The sequence below is a fragment of the Thermoplasmataceae archaeon genome (assembly GCA_038729425.1).
GTDB lineage: Archaea > Thermoplasmatota > Thermoplasmata > Thermoplasmatales > Thermoplasmataceae > B-DKE.
This window is the reverse complement of sequence record JAVYSB010000002.1, coordinates 133,966-150,806: the sequence shown is the minus strand read 5'-3', so window position 1 is coordinate 150,806 and position 16,841 is coordinate 133,966. Positions and strand designations below refer to the sequence as shown.

22 protein-coding genes are annotated in these 16,841 nt (G+C 43.8%); 15 read left to right on the top strand and 7 right to left on the bottom strand.

The window, feature by feature from the left end; all coding sequences use genetic code 11:
* The first annotated feature begins 3 nt into the window (after nt 1-3).
* From QW597_02560 to QW597_02545, 4 genes are all read left to right on the top strand, one after another.
* Nucleotides 4-1,773, top strand: coding sequence for a PDZ domain-containing protein (locus tag QW597_02560; protein MEM0155471.1), 1,770 nt, complete (start codon nt 4-6; stop codon nt 1,771-1,773).
* 36 nt (nt 1,774-1,809) lie between these two features.
* Nucleotides 1,810-2,409: an HTH domain-containing protein gene (locus QW597_02555; protein MEM0155470.1), complete on the top strand. Its 600-nt coding sequence runs from the start codon at nt 1,810-1,812 to the stop codon at nt 2,407-2,409.
* 71 nt (nt 2,410-2,480) lie between these two features.
* Nucleotides 2,481-3,434 carry a transcriptional regulator gene (locus QW597_02550; GenBank protein ID MEM0155469.1) on the top strand — a complete coding sequence of 318 codons (954 nt, stop codon included), beginning with the start codon at nt 2,481-2,483 and terminating at the stop codon, nt 3,432-3,434.
* A gap of 11 nt (nt 3,435-3,445) precedes the next feature.
* A complete protein-coding gene (locus QW597_02545; GenBank protein ID MEM0155468.1) occupies nt 3,446-4,093 on the top strand; it encodes a hypothetical protein in 648 nt (215 codons plus the stop codon).
* Here the strand turns inward: QW597_02545 and QW597_02540 are convergent.
* Together QW597_02540 and gcvH are read right to left on the bottom strand one after the other, a co-directional pair.
* Entirely contained in the window at nt 4,071-4,667 is a 597-nt protein-coding gene (locus QW597_02540) for an RlmE family RNA methyltransferase (GenBank protein ID MEM0155467.1), read from the bottom strand. The genes QW597_02545 and QW597_02540 overlap by 23 nt on opposite strands.
* A 4-nt stretch (nt 4,668-4,671) precedes the next feature.
* Entirely contained in the window at nt 4,672-5,049 is a 378-nt protein-coding gene (gene gcvH, locus QW597_02535; GenBank protein MEM0155466.1) for a glycine cleavage system protein GcvH, read from the bottom strand.
* Nucleotides 5,050-5,102: 53 nt separating this feature from the next.
* Here gcvH and thpR point away from each other — a divergent pair, with 53 nt between their 5' ends.
* A complete protein-coding gene (gene thpR, locus QW597_02530) occupies nt 5,103-5,618 on the top strand; it encodes an RNA 2',3'-cyclic phosphodiesterase (protein MEM0155465.1) in 516 nt (171 codons plus the stop codon).
* Here thpR and QW597_02525 read toward each other — a convergent pair.
* Both QW597_02525 and QW597_02520 read right to left on the bottom strand, forming a co-directional pair.
* The gene (locus tag QW597_02525; protein ID MEM0155464.1) at nt 5,606-5,872 is read right to left on the bottom strand and encodes a hypothetical protein; all 267 of its coding nucleotides are present in this window, start codon (nt 5,870-5,872) and stop codon (nt 5,606-5,608) included. The genes thpR and QW597_02525 overlap by 13 nt on opposite strands.
* A gap of 127 nt (nt 5,873-5,999) precedes the next feature.
* Complete coding sequence (locus QW597_02520; protein MEM0155463.1) at nt 6,000-6,437, bottom strand: helix-turn-helix domain-containing protein; 438 nt, start codon at nt 6,435-6,437, stop codon at nt 6,000-6,002.
* A gap of 100 nt (nt 6,438-6,537) precedes the next feature.
* Between QW597_02520 and QW597_02515 the strand changes: the two genes are divergently transcribed.
* Nucleotides 6,538-7,233 carry a type I 3-dehydroquinate dehydratase gene (locus QW597_02515; protein MEM0155462.1) on the top strand — a complete coding sequence of 232 codons (696 nt, stop codon included), beginning with the start codon at nt 6,538-6,540 and terminating at the stop codon, nt 7,231-7,233.
* On the opposite strand, the gene QW597_02510 is transcribed toward QW597_02515, so the two are convergent.
* The gene (locus tag QW597_02510) at nt 7,230-7,856 is read right to left on the bottom strand and encodes a MarC family protein (protein MEM0155461.1); all 627 of its coding nucleotides are present in this window, start codon (nt 7,854-7,856) and stop codon (nt 7,230-7,232) included. The two genes, QW597_02515 and QW597_02510, sit on opposite strands and share 4 nt — an antisense overlap.
* Nucleotides 7,857-7,997: 141 nt before the next feature.
* On the opposite strand from QW597_02510, the gene QW597_02505 reads away from it, so the two are divergent.
* Both QW597_02505 and QW597_02500 read left to right on the top strand, forming a co-directional pair.
* Entirely contained in the window at nt 7,998-8,675 is a 678-nt protein-coding gene (locus QW597_02505; GenBank protein ID MEM0155460.1) for a DUF47 family protein, read from the top strand.
* Nucleotides 8,672-9,577, top strand: coding sequence for an inorganic phosphate transporter (locus QW597_02500; GenBank protein MEM0155459.1), 906 nt, complete (start codon nt 8,672-8,674; stop codon nt 9,575-9,577). The genes QW597_02505 and QW597_02500 overlap by 4 nt, the downstream gene beginning before the upstream one ends.
* 329 nt (nt 9,578-9,906) lie before the next feature.
* Here the strand turns inward: QW597_02500 and QW597_02495 are convergent, their stop codons facing one another.
* Nucleotides 9,907-10,236 (bottom strand): hypothetical protein, encoded by a 330-nt coding sequence (locus QW597_02495; GenBank protein ID MEM0155458.1) that lies wholly within the window; start codon nt 10,234-10,236, stop codon nt 9,907-9,909.
* Nucleotides 10,237-10,409: 173 nt separating this feature from the next.
* Between QW597_02495 and QW597_02490 the strand changes: the two genes are divergently transcribed.
* The 5 genes from QW597_02490 (at nt 10,410) to QW597_02470 (ending at nt 14,297) form a co-directional block, all read left to right on the top strand.
* Entirely contained in the window at nt 10,410-11,183 is a 774-nt protein-coding gene (locus tag QW597_02490; GenBank protein ID MEM0155457.1) for a glycosyltransferase family 2 protein, read from the top strand.
* A 29-nt stretch (nt 11,184-11,212) separates the two neighbouring features.
* Nucleotides 11,213-11,443, top strand: coding sequence for a hypothetical protein (locus tag QW597_02485; protein MEM0155456.1), 231 nt, complete (start codon nt 11,213-11,215; stop codon nt 11,441-11,443).
* Between the two features lie 2 nt (nt 11,444-11,445).
* Nucleotides 11,446-12,591: a methyltransferase domain-containing protein gene (locus tag QW597_02480; GenBank protein ID MEM0155455.1), complete on the top strand. Its 1,146-nt coding sequence runs from the start codon at nt 11,446-11,448 to the stop codon at nt 12,589-12,591.
* A 218-nt stretch (nt 12,592-12,809) separates the two neighbouring features.
* Nucleotides 12,810-13,415 (top strand): hypothetical protein, encoded by a 606-nt coding sequence (locus QW597_02475; protein MEM0155454.1) that lies wholly within the window; start codon nt 12,810-12,812, stop codon nt 13,413-13,415.
* Nucleotides 13,416-13,418: 3 nt separating this feature from the next.
* Entirely contained in the window at nt 13,419-14,297 is an 879-nt protein-coding gene (locus tag QW597_02470) for a glycosyltransferase (GenBank protein MEM0155453.1), read from the top strand.
* 51 nt (nt 14,298-14,348) lie between these two features.
* Here the strand turns inward: QW597_02470 and QW597_02465 are convergent, their stop codons facing one another.
* Nucleotides 14,349-14,816 (bottom strand): hypothetical protein, encoded by a 468-nt coding sequence (locus QW597_02465; protein MEM0155452.1) that lies wholly within the window; start codon nt 14,814-14,816, stop codon nt 14,349-14,351.
* Between the two features lie 164 nt (nt 14,817-14,980).
* On the opposite strand from QW597_02465, the gene QW597_02460 reads away from it, so the two are divergent.
* Nucleotides 14,981-16,225, top strand: coding sequence for an Nre family DNA repair protein (locus QW597_02460; GenBank protein ID MEM0155451.1), 1,245 nt, complete (start codon nt 14,981-14,983; stop codon nt 16,223-16,225).
* A 5-nt stretch (nt 16,226-16,230) separates the two neighbouring features.
* Nucleotides 16,231-16,841, top strand: a 611-nt coding sequence (locus tag QW597_02455; protein ID MEM0155450.1) for a radical SAM protein, incomplete at its 3' end; no start/stop codon positions are given.

Genomic DNA, 16,841 nt, shown 5'->3' with positions numbered 1-16,841 from the left:
GTTATGGATATAACATACTTGCTAGAGATGGAGAATCCACATACTCACTTCTTCAGAGTAACAATGAGGCTCAATGATCTCACAGAAGAAAAAGTTCTTCTGACAATGCCTGCATGGGCTCCGGGATCTTATTCAATAAGGGATTTTGCAAGGAACGTGAGAAAACTAAGGGCGGTTGGAAGTTCAGGAGAAACACTGGATTCTGTCAAGAAGGATAAGTCGACGTGGATTATAACGTGCTCCGGCTCCAAAAACATAGTCATAAGCTACGAAGTTTATGCAGATGAATTCACTGTGGAAACCAGCCACCTTGATGCGACTCACGGGTTTGTGCTTGGAACTAGTGTCTTCATGTATATTGAAGGGTATAAGGATCAGGCTGTTGAGCTTCAGATCGCCCCTTACGGAAACTGGAAAATTTCCACTGGTCTTGAAAAAATCGGAGAAAACAGGTTTAGGGCGATCAATTATGACATTCTTGTTGATTCACCAATTGAGATCGGCACGCACAGGAGCCTTTTCTTTGAAGTGGACGGAAAACAACACGAAATTGCAATATACGGACATGGTAATGAAAACGAGGAGGCGATCCTCGCCGATCTGCCAAAGATTGTATCTGTTTTTTCAAAGATGTATAATCAGTTGCCGTTCAAGAGATATGTGTTCATCTATCACCTTATCGAGGAGGGAGCAAGAGGAGGTGGACTGGAACACCTTAACTCCACCACAATTGATATCGACAGATTCAGTTTTTATCCGAGGGAAAAATATCTTGACTTCCTCTCGGTCACTTCGCACGAATATTTCCACCTGTGGAACGTTAAGAGAATCAGGCCGGTAGAGTTGGGTCCATTCAACTATAAGGAAGAGAACTACACTACGATGTTATGGGTAAGCGAGGGAATAACAAGTTATTACGAATGGATTGCACTCTTCCGCGCGGGATTGATTACAGAGGAGGAGTATCTCAAGCACATTCTTGAATATATTAGGTATTACGATCTTCTTCCTGGATCGAAAGTTGAATCTGCCTCAGATTCCTCTTTCAATACATGGATAAAATTATATCGGCCTTCGCCGAATAACACCAATAGTTACATATCGTATTATCTGAAGGGAGAGATACTGGGGTTCCTTCTGAGCCTGAGGATATCGGATGCTACCAACGGATCGAAGAATCTTGATGACGTGATGAGGCATCTGTTCGAGAAATTCAAGAAAGACGGGAGAGGATTCAATGAAAAAGACCTTTTGACCTCTCTGAAGGAGGTCTCAGGAAGAGATTTCAGCGATTTCTACGTAAAGTATGTCAAGGGAATTGAAAGGATCAATTTCGACAGCGAACTTGAAAAGCTTGGAGTAAGCATCAAAAAGGGATACAAAAAAGTTGACAATGTCGAGCCCTCAGAAAAGTCTTATCTCGGACTATTTGCCAAGTCTGAAGCGGGGAAGTACATAATAAGCTCTGTGCTGGAAGGCTCACCCGCCTACAAAGCCGGTCTGAATGCTGGTGATGAACTTCTGGCCATAAACAAGATGAAGTTCTCTGATCTCTTCCTGAAGAATATCAGGGACGACATAAGAGGGATGAAAATGGACAACCCCTACATGTTTAAGCCGGGTTATACTGTTTCAATAGATCTTTTCCGAAGAGGGTTGTTATACACCGTTGATGTGCACCTGGAACCGGCGCCGCCTGAGATATATGAACCGGTTATCGACCGTTCTCTTAGCAAACTTGAATCAGTGAGGATAAAAGTACTTTCCGGCTAATCACACAGTATTTATATCCTCACTAAATTACATCCCATGCTCCTGTTGCTGGAGGAATACTTCAAATCTTATCCTACCAGGAAAAGAGTTATAGAAAGCCTCTACGACAATGGTATTTCAATTGTTAACGGAAAACTGTTTCTCAGGGATATTGAGATCTCGATTTCTGAGATTGCCAAATCCCTCGCTGTTAACAGGAGGACGGTGTACGAGACCATAAAAACAGTTGAAACCAACGAAGTCCTTAGAATGGTAATGAGCAAACTGGCCCCGATGGAGGACATTGCAAAGGTTGCCCCGGTAATCGGGAGCCAGGTGATCATGGTCTATACGACTCCTGGTTTCTTTTCGAGAGTTCTCAGCGATTTCACTGAGATCGTCAAAAGCTATGGGTGCAATGTCAGGGACATAATGGGGAAGAACTGTGGCAAGGATGACACGTACATACGGATTGTTTTTTACAGAACAGTTCCTGCAAGGATTCTGGATAAAGTCGGGAACATCTTCGGAGTGAGCAGAGTAGTTATAACGACGCCTGAACTTAATCCAGAATACCTGGCCTGCACGAAATGCGAGGTTGTCATTTGCCCAAACAAACTGTCAACCAACGCGTGGGAAAAAGTGGAAATTGATTGACCTATGTAGGAAGCATATTAGGCAAAAACTGAATCGAATAGCTTAAATACTGTATGCAATATTTGTCTTTAATGGAGGATAACCGGCGTATCTTTATCAGAAGGTTGTGCGAAATCCTCGGTAAGAAGGGATTTCTCACATCCGACCCAGATCTGGGTGGTATGATAAGCTTTGAGATTATAGCTCGAAGAAATGATGAGAAGTACATAATAAAAATTCTCCACAATGTAGACACTTTCCGGGACTCCAATGCAAAGGAGATGGTAAGGCTCTCAAAGATAACAAGCGCTGCTGCGGTTGTAATAGGTGAGAGGGCTGGAAACGGAATTCTTGAGGACGGGGTTGTCTACTACAGGCACCACATTCCCATAATGTCTCCCGTGACGTTCGTCGATTATATAGATGGGGAGAGACCAAATATTTTCTCGGGCCCCGGCGGTTTTTATATCCCAATTGACGGAAAACTGATGCATAAGATAAGAGAGAACCTCGGATATTCCATAGGCTTTGTTTCTAACAAGGTCGGTACTTCACGCAGATCAATTTCCCTTTATGAAGGGGGAAGCGCTTCCACGCTTGATATATATGAGAAACTAGAATCTTTGCTTGGTCAGAACATCAGCTCGAGTATAGACATACTCAGATCCATAAGCGAAATTGATCTTCCCGAGGAAAACAAAGAAGAGTTAAACCTCTTTATGAGGGAGGTAATCGAGAATATTGTAAAGACGGGTTATGAATTTTATAAAATGAATAGGGCTCCCTTCGACGCGATTGCAAACCGTGCCATGGACACAATGTTTCTCATCGGGCTTTTCGACAGCCTTAGCGAGAAGATGGGGAGAGCACTTGCCATAAAGAACGTCAGCGAAATCTTCCAGAATGAGCCGCTTATTATTACCAGGACAGATACAACGAAGGAAAATGTTGCAAAATGCCCTGTCGTAAGCCTTAGCGAACTTAAAAAAGCTTCATCTCCGGATGAACTGGAAATTATTATTGAAAGAAAAAAGAACCTTATGTGAGATGCCGTATTATGGAAGAAGCATCTTCGACTATCACGCTTTTTGGAGGGATCAAGGGACTGATCAGGGATGGCGATGCACTGGAAAAGTACCTTTTCGAGTTCAAGCCGGAAGTTATTCTGGTCTCTCTCTCAGAAGAGCATATCATCGGGCTCAAGGATTTCCTTGAGAACCCTTATGAAGTCCAGTTGTCAGACTATGAGATAATCTATGGGGTGCGACTGTCAGTGTACGGGGAAGTCATGACGCCACCACCGATTTATATTGAGACTGTCAAATACGCAACATCGAATAACGTTACGCTTATTCCCCTGGACATGAATGAGGATACCTACAGCGGGCTTTATACTAGCTCAATGAGATCCATGGATCTTGTGAGACATTCCATAAGAAAGCGCCGCCTGCTCAAAAGGGACCTTAAGGACAGGACCCCTGAAGAGTTCGTAAGAAACTGGGAAAGAGCTATTAACAAGGTTTCTGGCCTGAGGATCATTGACGAACACAGGCTTGCGTTCATAGACGAGAAAATAGGTTCTGCCTTGGCACAATTTGCAGGCAAATCTATATTCATCGTAGTTGATTATGAATTCGTTGACAGGGTACAGAAATTCCTGGAATCCTCTGGAACAAGGTTCACTAGGGTCTTTCCCGTAAATTGAAGAATATAATGTATATTTCCCTGCTTCCAGACCTGGAAGCCTTTGGTGTTGTGATCTTGTATCCCCTGAATTTTCCAGACCACTTTTCTATTAAATTTTTTGTCAGGTCTCCCTGGAAATGCTTGATAACAGCGTTCCCCCCTTGAAGGAGTAATCTCTCCGCTATTGACATAACCCTGTCACATATCAGGTAAGAGGAGGCATGATCTCTGCTATGATTACCGCTTGTATGGGACATTGCGTCGGAAAGAACGACGTTGAATCCGCCTACTCCCATAGAACTTAAGCGCTCATCCAGAATCCCCCAGATTTCATCCGAAAAAATATCCTTTCTGATTTGTGTTGCGCCGTCCAGTTTTTGGTATGGAGAACGATCGACACTTATGACCTTTACTCCATTAATGGAAAGAAGGAACTGGGTCCAGCCTCCAGGGGCAGATCCTATTTCCAGGACCGTGTCCTGCTCCCTGATTATGCTGAACTTTTCCTGAATCTCAGAGAGCTTATACACGGCCCTGCTGAGGAAATTGTCCTTTTTCGCTTTAACGTAATATTTGTCCTTGCGATCGGCCATATCATTATTCTGCGATTAAGCGCTTATACTCGCTCGCAGAGAGTCCCCCGGTTACAGTCATATCCACTGTGCGTATCTTTACCAGCCAGTTTTTGTAAGGGTCCTGATTTAGCAATTCAGGCTTGGAAGAAACTTCCTGATTGACCTCAATGAGCTTGCCTGAAACCGGCGAGAATACGTCTTCGGCAGACTTGACGGATTCTATTGTAAGCAGGCGCTCTCCAGATTTCTGATCAGAATCTTTCTTTGGGAACTCCACATAGACTATATCCGTCAGCTGGTGCTGAGCATAATCCGTAATTCCCACAATAGCCACATTACCTTCGACTTTGAACCATTCATGCGTTTTTGTGTATCTTAGGTCTTCCGGCACACTGTACATGTTTCCAAGAGCATTGTTAAATATATAAACAATATTTATCAAATGTTAGGCAGTTGAGAACCTTCATAGCTTGCCCTGTTGAAAGAAATTCATTGTCCGAGGAAATTCTGTATGACCTCAGCCAGATTAAAGGAGTGTCTCCGGTGAGGACGCCTGAACTTCACATTACTTTACACTTCATCGGCGATACCTCTGAGAATGTCGCAACAGACATAAAGATCGGCCTCATTAAGTTAAGATTCCCCGCATTTCGAGTGGAAATGTCCGGGGTCGGGTGTTTTCCCTCAGCGAAAAGTCCAAGGGTTATCTTCATTGGCGTGAAGGGATTTCAAGAAGATCTATATGATGCGACGATGAAAGCCGCTGGTATGGAATCATTTGATAGAAAGTTCGTTCCACATATTACAATTGCCAGGATTCGGCAAGCGGTAGATATTCGGAATCTGTTAAAAAAATATGAAGGGGTGAGATTCGGATTCCCTGAAATTAACAGGGTGTGTTATTACAGGAGCGCCCTCAAACCTGGAGGTCCAGTATACACTGAAATTACCTGCGTTCAGCTTATGTAATTAGTCTTGTCCTTTTCGTCATTTTTTGACTTCGAAGTCAGGAGTGTCTCGTCAGAGAACTCTATTGCAATCACAGACGAAACTGGAATCAGGCGAAACAGTGACTTTTTCTGCTCATTTACGACTTTGAAGCATATTACACCCTCTTCTCCAAGAATTGTATATCCGACAAATTCCCCTTCGGTTCTCATGGGTGCATCATCACCGCTGTTCGATATGACAAGATATTTTCCACCTTTTTTTATTTCTATCATTTCCATATACTTCAAAGAGCGTGACTGAACCTTGAAAATGTTACTCGTCCGCTTCTCCCGAACGGCTTAGCGTCATTTGGAATAAAAATTTTTTGCGAAGGATCGGAAACAATAACTGGAAATAAGCCTACTTGAGATTCCTGACCCCAGCATCGATCTGCTCCACAGTCTTCTTATAATTATCGAGAGCCATTCTTATGTTGACTTCAACCCACGTCCAGGCCCTCAGTATGTTGCCAGATCTGAGCCTGTATTTCTTGACTTTGCCTTCCTGGATTTCTTCGAGAAGGTCCATGGATTTCAGTTTGTTCAGGTGCCTATAAAGGGTAGTCCTGCTTGTTGAAAGGTAGGCGAGAAGTTCGTCACCAGTCCAGTACCTGTCCGACCTTACTAGAAAACATTCCTTGAAAAGCCTGAAATATGCAGACCTTGCTATGACCTGGAAGTCACTGGATGGTTTCAACCTCGGGATGTAGCCTATGTCGGAAAGGAAAAATGCTACGGTTCTGTCTAGATCGTTGTCAATGGCCCTTGATGGGGCCGATACTATTGTCATTCTGAACATGTTTCTTCCTCCAGATGGATACCCAAGTGATATAAAACGCTTTAGAGCGCATTCCAACGATATTCGTAAAATGTTTAATAGACTGATATAATATTCATACATGCCATTGATTGAGGCAGCACCGGTTATGATCGGAAAGATTAAGATCGGTGGAGAAAAGGCAACGGTTGTAACATCTATTTTTTCAAAGTCCTCCGTGTCACTCTTAAATGAGCTCCAACGCGGAATTTATAATCCAGATTTTTTGTATGAGATAAGATATGATCTGTTCAAGCAGACAAGCGTAGAGGAGCTCAGATCGATCTTTGAATATCTGCAGAAACGACGCTTAAACTTCATATTCACCTACAGAGCCGCCGGATCTCCCCTGATGAAAGAGCTATATCAGCTGGCAATAGATATGCAGGCTCCCGCAATTGACATTGATGTCAGTTCCTTTACGGGAGTGGAACTGGAATCCTTCGGTGGAACTGTGATACTTTCTACTCATGATTTTCAGGGAGCAAGGGTTTCTCATATGCTCAGGGCAATGCTGAAGCTTGGGGGGAATATCTTCAAACTGGCTTCCAGTTACGCGAGTTCGAATGCATTTCTGCTGGATATGTTTGACCTTTACACGATGAAGGAGGAACTGAAGGTACCTCTCGCATTCATACCAATGGGTGAAAGAAACTCCGCACTCCGTCTCTTTTCTGGCTATTTTTTATCTGATATAGTATACGCCAGGGCTGGCCAGAAAACTGCCGAAGGGCAACTCACCAGATCAGATTATGAAAGGTTCTTTAGGAAATTTTAAGCGATAGCTGAAAGGATTCCTGATATTATGAAACTCACGGCTATTGCGGCAAGCAACAAACCCATGATCCGAGAAACTATGAGCAACCCCGTTTTTCCCAACTTATCAAATATCTTTGTGGAAAACCTTAGGATGTAGTATGTAAGCATCATTACGATTAATATGGAACCAAAAACGATTCCTTTCTCCGGAACGCTTGTGCTCAGTGAATTAAAGTATATGATGGCAGTGGTTATTGTTCCTGGTCCTGCAAGCAATGGAGTCCCTATTGGTACTATACCAATCGCTTCTCTCTCCTGAGTCTCTTCCTTTTCCGCCTCGGTCAGTTTCGTATTGGATATCCTTCCCTGCAGCATATCAAAGGCAACCTTGAAGAGGAGGATCCCCCCAGCAATCTTGAAATCCGATATATCGATTCCAAGAACTTCAAAAATGTATACGCCAACGAGCATGAATCCAATTATCATTCCGGAGGCGACCAGTACGCTTTTTCTGATGACTCCATTTTTTTCAGAGATGCTGTAGTTCTGTGTAAGGGAAACAAGAGTTGGTACAGCTCCAAGTGGATTCAATATGGAGAACAGGGCTACAGTAACAGTGACAAAGAAAATGAAGAGCGACATTTATAAATTGCATCATTAGTAGATATTAAATTTTCTCTTTGATCCTTACTTTCCAGATCTTGCAAAATGCCAGTATGGCAATGCGATAACCTGATGGGATCCTCCCAGAACAACTTAAATACAACATAACGATGCGGCACAATGGTAAATCCCGGGTTTCTCAAGAAAATAATGGTAGTAGGTGAGAAACACATTCTAGGTGAAATGACTGAATACATCAATATGGGCCTTGATGCCACGTCATTACTGGATGAAATGCTGGAAGCCCCCCCGGAACGAATGGTTGAGATTAACGAAAAGATAAGACTGCTGGAAAGGAAAGCAGACGATTATGGCATGAAGCTTACACATGAGATCACCAGCGGAGCGATCAGTTCCAACCTGATGGATAATCTCCTGAAGTTGACGGATACCTGTGATGATATCCTGGATAAGTCGCACTACCTGGGTAGAGAAATAAAAAGAATGAATATAGACTACAAAAATGCTAGGTCTACTGCGATTGTGACTACTTCATACAAAACGTTCAGGATAATGATCCAGAAAAACAGGGAGGCTCTGAAATCACTGTCCGTGATGCTATCCAATTCAAATATGGAGTCTCTAAAGTCTGAGAGAAAGAAGATAGAGGTACTGGAGGAGGCCGTAGATGAACTCAAGGACAACCTCATAGACGAAATCTATCGCAATGCGGATAAGTTGCATTTCCTTGTATACGATCACCTGATGAGCCTGGTACACAAAATAGATGACATGGTGGATGACTGTGAAGACATTTCTGATATGCTGCTCAACATAATACTGTCCGTGTCTAAATGATCTCAATCTCGTTCATTTTAGCAGTATTTCTGGCGGGTGCTCTAACCGCGTTTGTTGCGGGAAATAACCTTTCCGCTGCCGTTGGAACCATAATTGGGTCCAGGATTACAAGCAGGTCTGTCGGGATTGTAATCGGGATAATCGGATTTGCCCTTGGCCTATTACTTGAAGGGAGGGCACTTCATTCAGCTTCCGCAAACCTTATCCCACCATCATATCGCCTTGAAAGCTACGCATTCCTTGTCGCATTTTTGCTTTTCATTGCAGCGTATTTAATGAGAGCCCCTCTTTCTTTGACCATGGTGCTTGTTGGTGTATCTGTGGGGCTGTCACTGCATTATGGATATTCGATCAATACAGGATTTATTTCTATTGTAATTTTAGCTTGGGTGGTAGCTCCGATAGGATCGATTGCATTTGCCTATCTCCTGAGCGTTGGGTTGCGAAAATGGAATCCACGCAATTTCTGGAGCGAAATCTCACTTCTGAAGGTCCTCCTTGTGGTAGTGTCGTTCCTGACTGCTTTTACACTCGGAGCTAACACACTTGGCCTGATAGCAAACATGGAAGGTTTTGACGTCTACGTTATAATCTCCATGCTGTTGGGGATAGTTATCGGATCTGTTTTTCTCAGCAGAGGGATAATAAAGAGAGTGGCTCAGGAGATGTATCTCATGAGGTATTCAAATGCCTTGACATCGCTGCTAGTTTCATCCATATTCGTGGAGGTTGCGACCATCCTGAGCATCCCCTTATCCAATACACAGACTCTGACTTCCAGTGTATTCGGCACTGGGATGTCGTATAGGACAAAGGCGATATATCTGGGCCCCTTTCTTCTGGTTGCCGGGTCATGGCTGGTTTCCCCGATTGCCGGACTTATACTTGGATACCTGATCTGAAGCCTACGCCTTTCATTGGCAGAAACGCCAAAGCCCCTCTTTGTCATTATGCGTCTTACGAATTCTTTTTGTCTGACCAATAATTAAAGGTCTGTTGGAAACAGAACTGTCAGGTTCAGGGTTGCAGAATTCGGCAAAGATCGTGCTTCTTATATTACGTAGCCTCAGGATAGCAGATTTCAGAACGCTGGAGAAGGAAACAGGACTGTCCAAACGAAGCTTGCTATATGCCATCAAAACCCTAAAATCAATGAATTTAATAGATATTCAGATCTGCCTCAGTGACACCAGAAAAAGATTTTATTGCATTAGAATGAATGATACCCCGGTCACAGCTGGGATATGATTGTAATGACTTCCTCGTCACTGAATGGCCCCTCCACAGCTACTGGCAGGATAAGTGGTTCTTCCTTTCTGTCTGTTTCCTCGTCAGATTCAAACTCGCCCATCCAAATCATATAGTTGTGCCGGCCATATTTGTAGACCTTTATGAGTTTTGCCTCATATATCAGTTCCGAATCATGGCTTTCCGATAGAACCCCGTAAATATAGCCAACAAGGATATCCTCATCTCTGCTGCCCGAACCGCCGAATCCCGTGTCCCCAATGGACTGGCAGGCATCCATGAGGTCGTAAAGGTTTGACTCGTCGAAACTCAATCTTGCAACCCCAACCCGATGTTATTGGGTTCCTGTTTATAACAGTTAGGATGAATCAGCTCAGATATTGGTCTTTCGTGGTTCCACTACTTGAATTATCACCTTACACATTTTCACTGAAGTCTCTGTAATTACGCAAAATAGATATGCCAATATTGCAATATCAAATTATAATGAGTCAAATCAACGCTGAAAAGGTTGACGTCCTCATCAGGACGTTCAACTCCGGTGATACAATAGAGCAATGCCTGCAATCTGTCAGAGACAAGGTTCCTTACAGGAAGATTCTGATTGCTGACCATTACAGCACTGACGGAACACAGGAAATAGCCATGAAATATGGAGCAAATATTTTCCAGGAGGAAGTTGGTCTCGGAAAAGCAACAAAGATGCTCATCTCCATTGCCGAAACAAAATATGTGCTCTTTGTTGACAGCGATATAGTAGTGAAAAATAGAGACTTTGTTGATGATGCTATTCGCAGGTTTCAGGATCCGGGGACCGGCGCAGTGGTCGGGTGCCCAGTTGGTCACGATTTCCTTTATGGAATTCCACTTGGGCTGACTCTCCTTCCTCTTGATCTTGCACGTAACCTGCAAATGCCTGACTCCATACAGGGCAGAGAAACGTATTACTTTGAAACCCTGCTGAGAGAACAAGATCTGCGCATTGCCCATATCAGGGACTCGATGATCCACATAAACATATACAGGAAATACCCTTTCTGGCCGGAATGGCAGGGTGCGCAGATCAGAGCCACTCCGACCAGGCATTTCAGCCAGCTCGTTGAAGCCATCCCGGTCATTTACATGATGCACCTAAACAGTAAAAGCATCAAGAATTACTTTTATTCGCCGTTATTCTACATTAAACTGCTTAAGGGTTACATGAATCCGTCAAAATGGGGAAAGGTTGACAGGAGAAAGATAGGAGAGTATGTACATTGATATCCAAGGCATGGCATGGATGTGAATAGTTGAAAATTTATTCGGAGAGATTTCCCATAAAGTATCTCCTTTCAAATGAGGGCGTCTGCCTAGGGGTCGATACCAAGAAGAGATCGTTTCTCCTCATTATCTCCAGAAGAGGTGCCATGTTCAGGGAACGTCCTGCCGGAGATACGGTGGTGGAAGATCTCAATTACGGAATAAATGAGATCTTTGAGGCTATTTTTGCTTCTGCCCCGCAAGAAAGGGGGGATCCTTGAACTTGCAGGCGGTAAATGCTCTGACCATGCATGCAGGCGGTAAGCCCGTGAAGCTTGCCTACGCAGAAAGCGATGATGCCATATATGTCATTTCAACTGATTTTAACTCCAGATGGCCTTCGCACATCCTAAGAAACAGAACTGCCTCCCTGATAGTTGATGGAAACGTGATTGAGGGGGTTCCAACTCTTGTCACGTCGCTAGAGGATAAGAATCGCATAATAGGAATGTTCACGGGTAAGTATGGACTGGACTACGTATCCAGATACTTTTCCAATCCTGCGAGGTTTATTAGGATCAACAAGAATGGCAGCAAGGAAACTGTTGAATCAAATTACTATGACTGGCTCGAGGAAGAATTTGACAGCGTTGCCGACAATTATGATAATCACATCTTCGGAAACCGGATAAACATGCTTCTCAGGGAACGATCACTGGAGATGATCAGGAAGTATTCCTCTAAAGAGGCACGGATTGTCGAGATAGGTTGTGGTACAGGGGCTGAAACATTAGAACTTTTGAAGGAGGGCCATGAGATTTTTGCTCTTGATATTTCAGGGAGGATGCTTGACAATATCAAGGAAAAGGCGAGAAAGATGGGTTGCAGCTCAATGCTGACCACTGCTAAAATGCGAGCTTCAGACATTGATGAAATTGTATCTACCATTGGGGAGAGTGCTTTTGATCTGGGATACTCAACATATGGTGCGCTCAACTGCGAACCTGAGATAGAGAGACTCCCATCGGCTCTCAGCAGCCTGATCAAGCCAACGGGCTATTTCATTGCTGGCGTGTATAATAAATACTGCATTACCGAAACACTTGCAAATATTTTTTCCCTTAAACCGCAGAAATTGTTCTGGAGGGTTAAAAACCCGATCCGAGAAGGAAGGTCGAGATTCTGCATTGATGTTTATTCTTTCAGCATAAATGAATTCATGAAAATATTCGGCAATTTTTTCCACAGCGTGGAGATAGCCGGCGTACCAGTCATACTACCTCCATCAAATTTCAACCGGATAATCGATGGGGTGAGCAGGGAATTTGATTTGTTAAGTTCTTTCGACCGTATGATCAGCGAAAAGTGGCCCTGGAAATATCTTGGAGACCATTTCCTGATCGCTCTTAAGAATTCTAAGAGCGTATGATGTCTCTTTGCTAATTGACAAATCTTAAATTTATAGGCATTTTAGAGGCTATAATTATATTTAGGTTAATGAATTTGTAATTCATCGCACATAATAGATAGTATTAATTAGCTGTTTCTATTAAATATATCCAGAGATGTGTTCTTGTGTTGAGAATCCAGACCGAGGGGCTAAGTTTTTTATCGTCAACAGATGCTACTGAACGCTCGGTAAGACGATTGAAACTGTCTGAAGCTGAGAAGTTTGTGAGAGCCATAGAGTGTGAAGATATCCTCTTTGCTGGGGTCTCCGGATCGGTTTCTTACACACCGGACCCTGAGGATGACATTGACATTTATTTAATTGTGAGGGAAAACAGACTCTGGACAGAAATGTTCAGGGCATTCATCATAAGAAGGTTGCTCGGAAACAGAGACATATGCCTGAGCCTCAATTTTGACCACAGGTTTGCTCTGCAGTACTATGGGAGCGTTATTTCAGGTCTCCCTGTACGCGATTCTATTAATGCTGTTCCATTAAAGGGCAAAGATTACTATGAAAGCCTGCTCTCATCTTCCCCGGAGATAAGAAGGGTTTATCCGGATTTTAAAGACTGTGGACCGGTACCACATGGATCGGCCACTCGTGCAAGACCCGGGCCTGTGGAACTTTTCTCGTTTATCATACTCGCAAGTTGGTTGTATCTCAAGAACCTTATAGCGAACCGGTCCTTCGAGAAACGAGGTGAATTTAAGAACCGGTTCAGGACCGTAGCCAGACTACATGCTTTTTACCTGGAGACTGAAAAGTACGCTGAATTGAATCGATCATATTTAGAGGATTGACCTATGATACCGGTTTCCACCGTCGTGATAACCAGCTACAATGATGGGAAGATGCTGGATGATCTTGTCAGGGTAGTGATATCTTCAGACGTTGACAGGATAGTACTGGTTTGTGGGGGAACTGGCGCCGATTCTGAATATATTAAACATCTGAATGACCCTAGAATTATAGTGGAAATAGAAGAGGAAAGAGGGGGAAAATGTATCGCACTGAACCGTTCGATTAAGTATATAGAGGGAGAATACGTATTCCTTCTTTCTGGCGACATTGAGATCAATGCTGACATATTCCAAAGATCATTACTGGCTTTCAGTGAAAAGGTTGGAGCAGTTGTGCCGCGCGTAGTTCCGAAGAGGACGAGGGGATTCACAGGCATTGTAGGATCAGTTTTCTGGAAACTTCACGATGTGGAACTATCTTATCTCTCCCGGTGTGGATTTAACGCCCATGGAGGTGAATTCCTGGCGATAAGGAGAAAATTCGTAAACGAGCTGCCGTTAGTGATCAATGATGACGCGTACCTGTGCATTAACGCCAGAGAAAATGGTTATGGCGTCTTTTATGATGATGCCCTGACAGTGAGAAATATGATACCACCAACCCTGATAGAACTTCTAATACAGAGAATTCGGATTAATTTCGGTCATCTTGAACTCCTAAGGATGAAGATGGATCCTGCCGTGCTGACCACCCTAATAAGATCAGACAGGGGGAAGTTTCTTTCAATCCTTGCTTTATTTGCAAGGAAGTATAGACGGGACCTGGTAGCGTTACCATTTGCTTGTGCGCTGGAAGTATTCTCGCTTATAATTGCCAGCAGGAAGTTCAGGCGGGGTTTCTCATATCTTGTATGGCCATTGGCATCAAGAGACCTTCACTAACACGGATTTGCACCAGGGGTTTAGAAAAAAGGAAAATGGTGTGCTGTTATATTATTTCATTCTGCTGGAAGAGTGAAATCCCACAACAGCACCAATTATGTAAACGATAAAAAGCAAATCATACAAGCCCGGAATATAGCTCAAAACTCCCGGGTATTTTGTCACTCCGAAGAGATAGGTAGCAAAGTCACCAGGACTGCTGAAGCCTACCATGCTGTAAAGGGCAATGTCTGCTACCATGAACAGAGCAAGGATTATTGACCCAATTGAACCGGCAAGGATCAGACCTCTCCTGCTCTTTACAAAAAGTATGATTGCCGCAACCAGACTGACAATCGCCATTATCAGCATGCCGTACCAGTGGATATAATATTTCCCTGTTGATCCGAAGTCTGTCTGGAGGTTCTCATCCGTGAATAATATTACCATAGCAACGATGAATGCTATGAGAAACAGGATCCCTAATCCCAAAGATCCAGAACGCCCTGCAGGTTTCTGTTTATCTCCTGAACTTTCCATGTAGATTAATAATAGTTCCGGGTATTTAAGATTATAGCAATTATCATTTAATTCTGCATTAAATTATTTCCGCAGTGAGCGGAAGTGCTGGATTATCCTATCACTTTCTCATTTTTTAACCTAGTAGAACATCTTTAATATCCGTCGTAGATAAGTAATCTGAGATGGAGTTCAAGACGGCTTACAGGATTCCTGCATCGCTCTGCATCAGGTGCCGGGGAGGAAAATTACTGTGCGGGCTTTCCTACTGCCCTATTTCTGTAAAGAATCTCCTTCAGCCGAAGATCAAGGCATTTAATGGAAACGAAATTGATGGATCAACGCCACCCTCGGTATTTGTGGGCCGTTTCGGTTATCCCAAGGTCAATATCTATCCTTCAGCCCCAAATCTACATGGTGATACAAGCATTTATGAAGACCCGTCCAAATGGATGAAAATTGGGCTGGAAGAGTTCCTTTCCATGCGTCTTTCACTCTTAAGGGGTGGGATGGAAATTAACGTGAAGAATCTTTCATCCCCGGACTCTACACTTCAGGATATTCAGCTTATGTCACTCTCCGGGAAGCCAGTAGAAGTGGAGATGGAATTCACAAAGAACATGAAGAGCTCAAAGATCATACTGGACGAACATGTCTCTCCAATGGGGCCCGCGGCCCCTGTCAAAAGACTTACAGTTGGAAACGCAAGCGTTGAAGGATATGTCGATAGGATATATTCTGATACCGATCTGCTTGCGGCGGAGGGCATGAATAACATGTACAGGAGGGGTATGGATGTCACAAGGATATCCAAGATCCTGAGCGTAGGTGCACTCGGAGTCAAGAAACAGAGAAAGGCAGTACCAACCAGATGGGCAATAACTGCAGCGGACAAGAACCTATCGGACGAACTGACAAAGACCATAAAGCAGAAACAGCAGCTAGGAGAATTTCTGGCTTATGTTAGGAAGACCCCTGGTAATCTTTTTACAGCTATTCTGTCACCAAGGAACTGGATGTTTGAATGGGGAGAAGCCTGGTACCCCGGCAGCACCTGGAACCAGTGGAGCGAAACCGCGTTTGTCGAGATCGATTACGAGATGTATGGCGGCAGGAAGGACTATCCCGGAATTGGCGGTTGTTACTATTCGTCCAAACTTGCAGCGCTAGAGGCTCTGAACGGAATGCAGCGACAGGGTGCCGCTACTCTCTGGAGAGAGATATATCCAGGTTTCAACCTTCCAGTAGGAGTCTGGTACGTCAGAGAAAACGTTAGGGAGATGTTCAGGTCGAAACCGGAAAGGTTCAGCAGCTACGACGAGGCTGTAAACTACATTGGATCGTTCCTTACCGTCCCCCTGAAATTCTGGAGGCAGAAGTCCGGTCTGGACCAGATTCTTGCATATGGAGGACTTGACAGGTACCTTTGATCTTTATGAAGCTCAAAGACAGAAAAATCAGGATTATGGAGATTGAAACGAATCATGCACTGTCAAAATCAGGCCTGCCCGAACTGAATTATGCACTCAACCCTTATATGGGATGTCTCCACGCCTGTATCTATTGTTTTGCCATTGACTTTACCTCCGAGAGAGAACCGCGTGAAAACTGGGGAAGTGTCGTTGCAGTCAAGACCAATCTGCTTGAGACCCTTAGAAAGGAAATAACTGGGAGGAAGAGGGGTATTGTAGGGGTATCTACCATAACGGATCCATATCAGGCAATAGAGGGAAAGTACAGGCTTACCAGAGAATCTATCAAGATGCTCACAGAGAACGGGTTCAGGGTTACTGTCCAGACAAAATCACCCCTGGTAACAAGGGATAGAGATATCTTCGTTAGCCACAAGAAATTTGTGGATGTCGGGATGACGATAACCACCCTCGATCCAAAAATGTGGAGCCTTATTGAGCCGGGATCTCCACCCCCACAGTCACGTGTAAGGGCACTGAAGACACTAAGCGCCGAAAGTATCAGCACATGGATCTTCCTTGGACCAGTGATGAAAGGTTTGAACGATTCAAGAGAGAACCTCAGAGAGGTTAT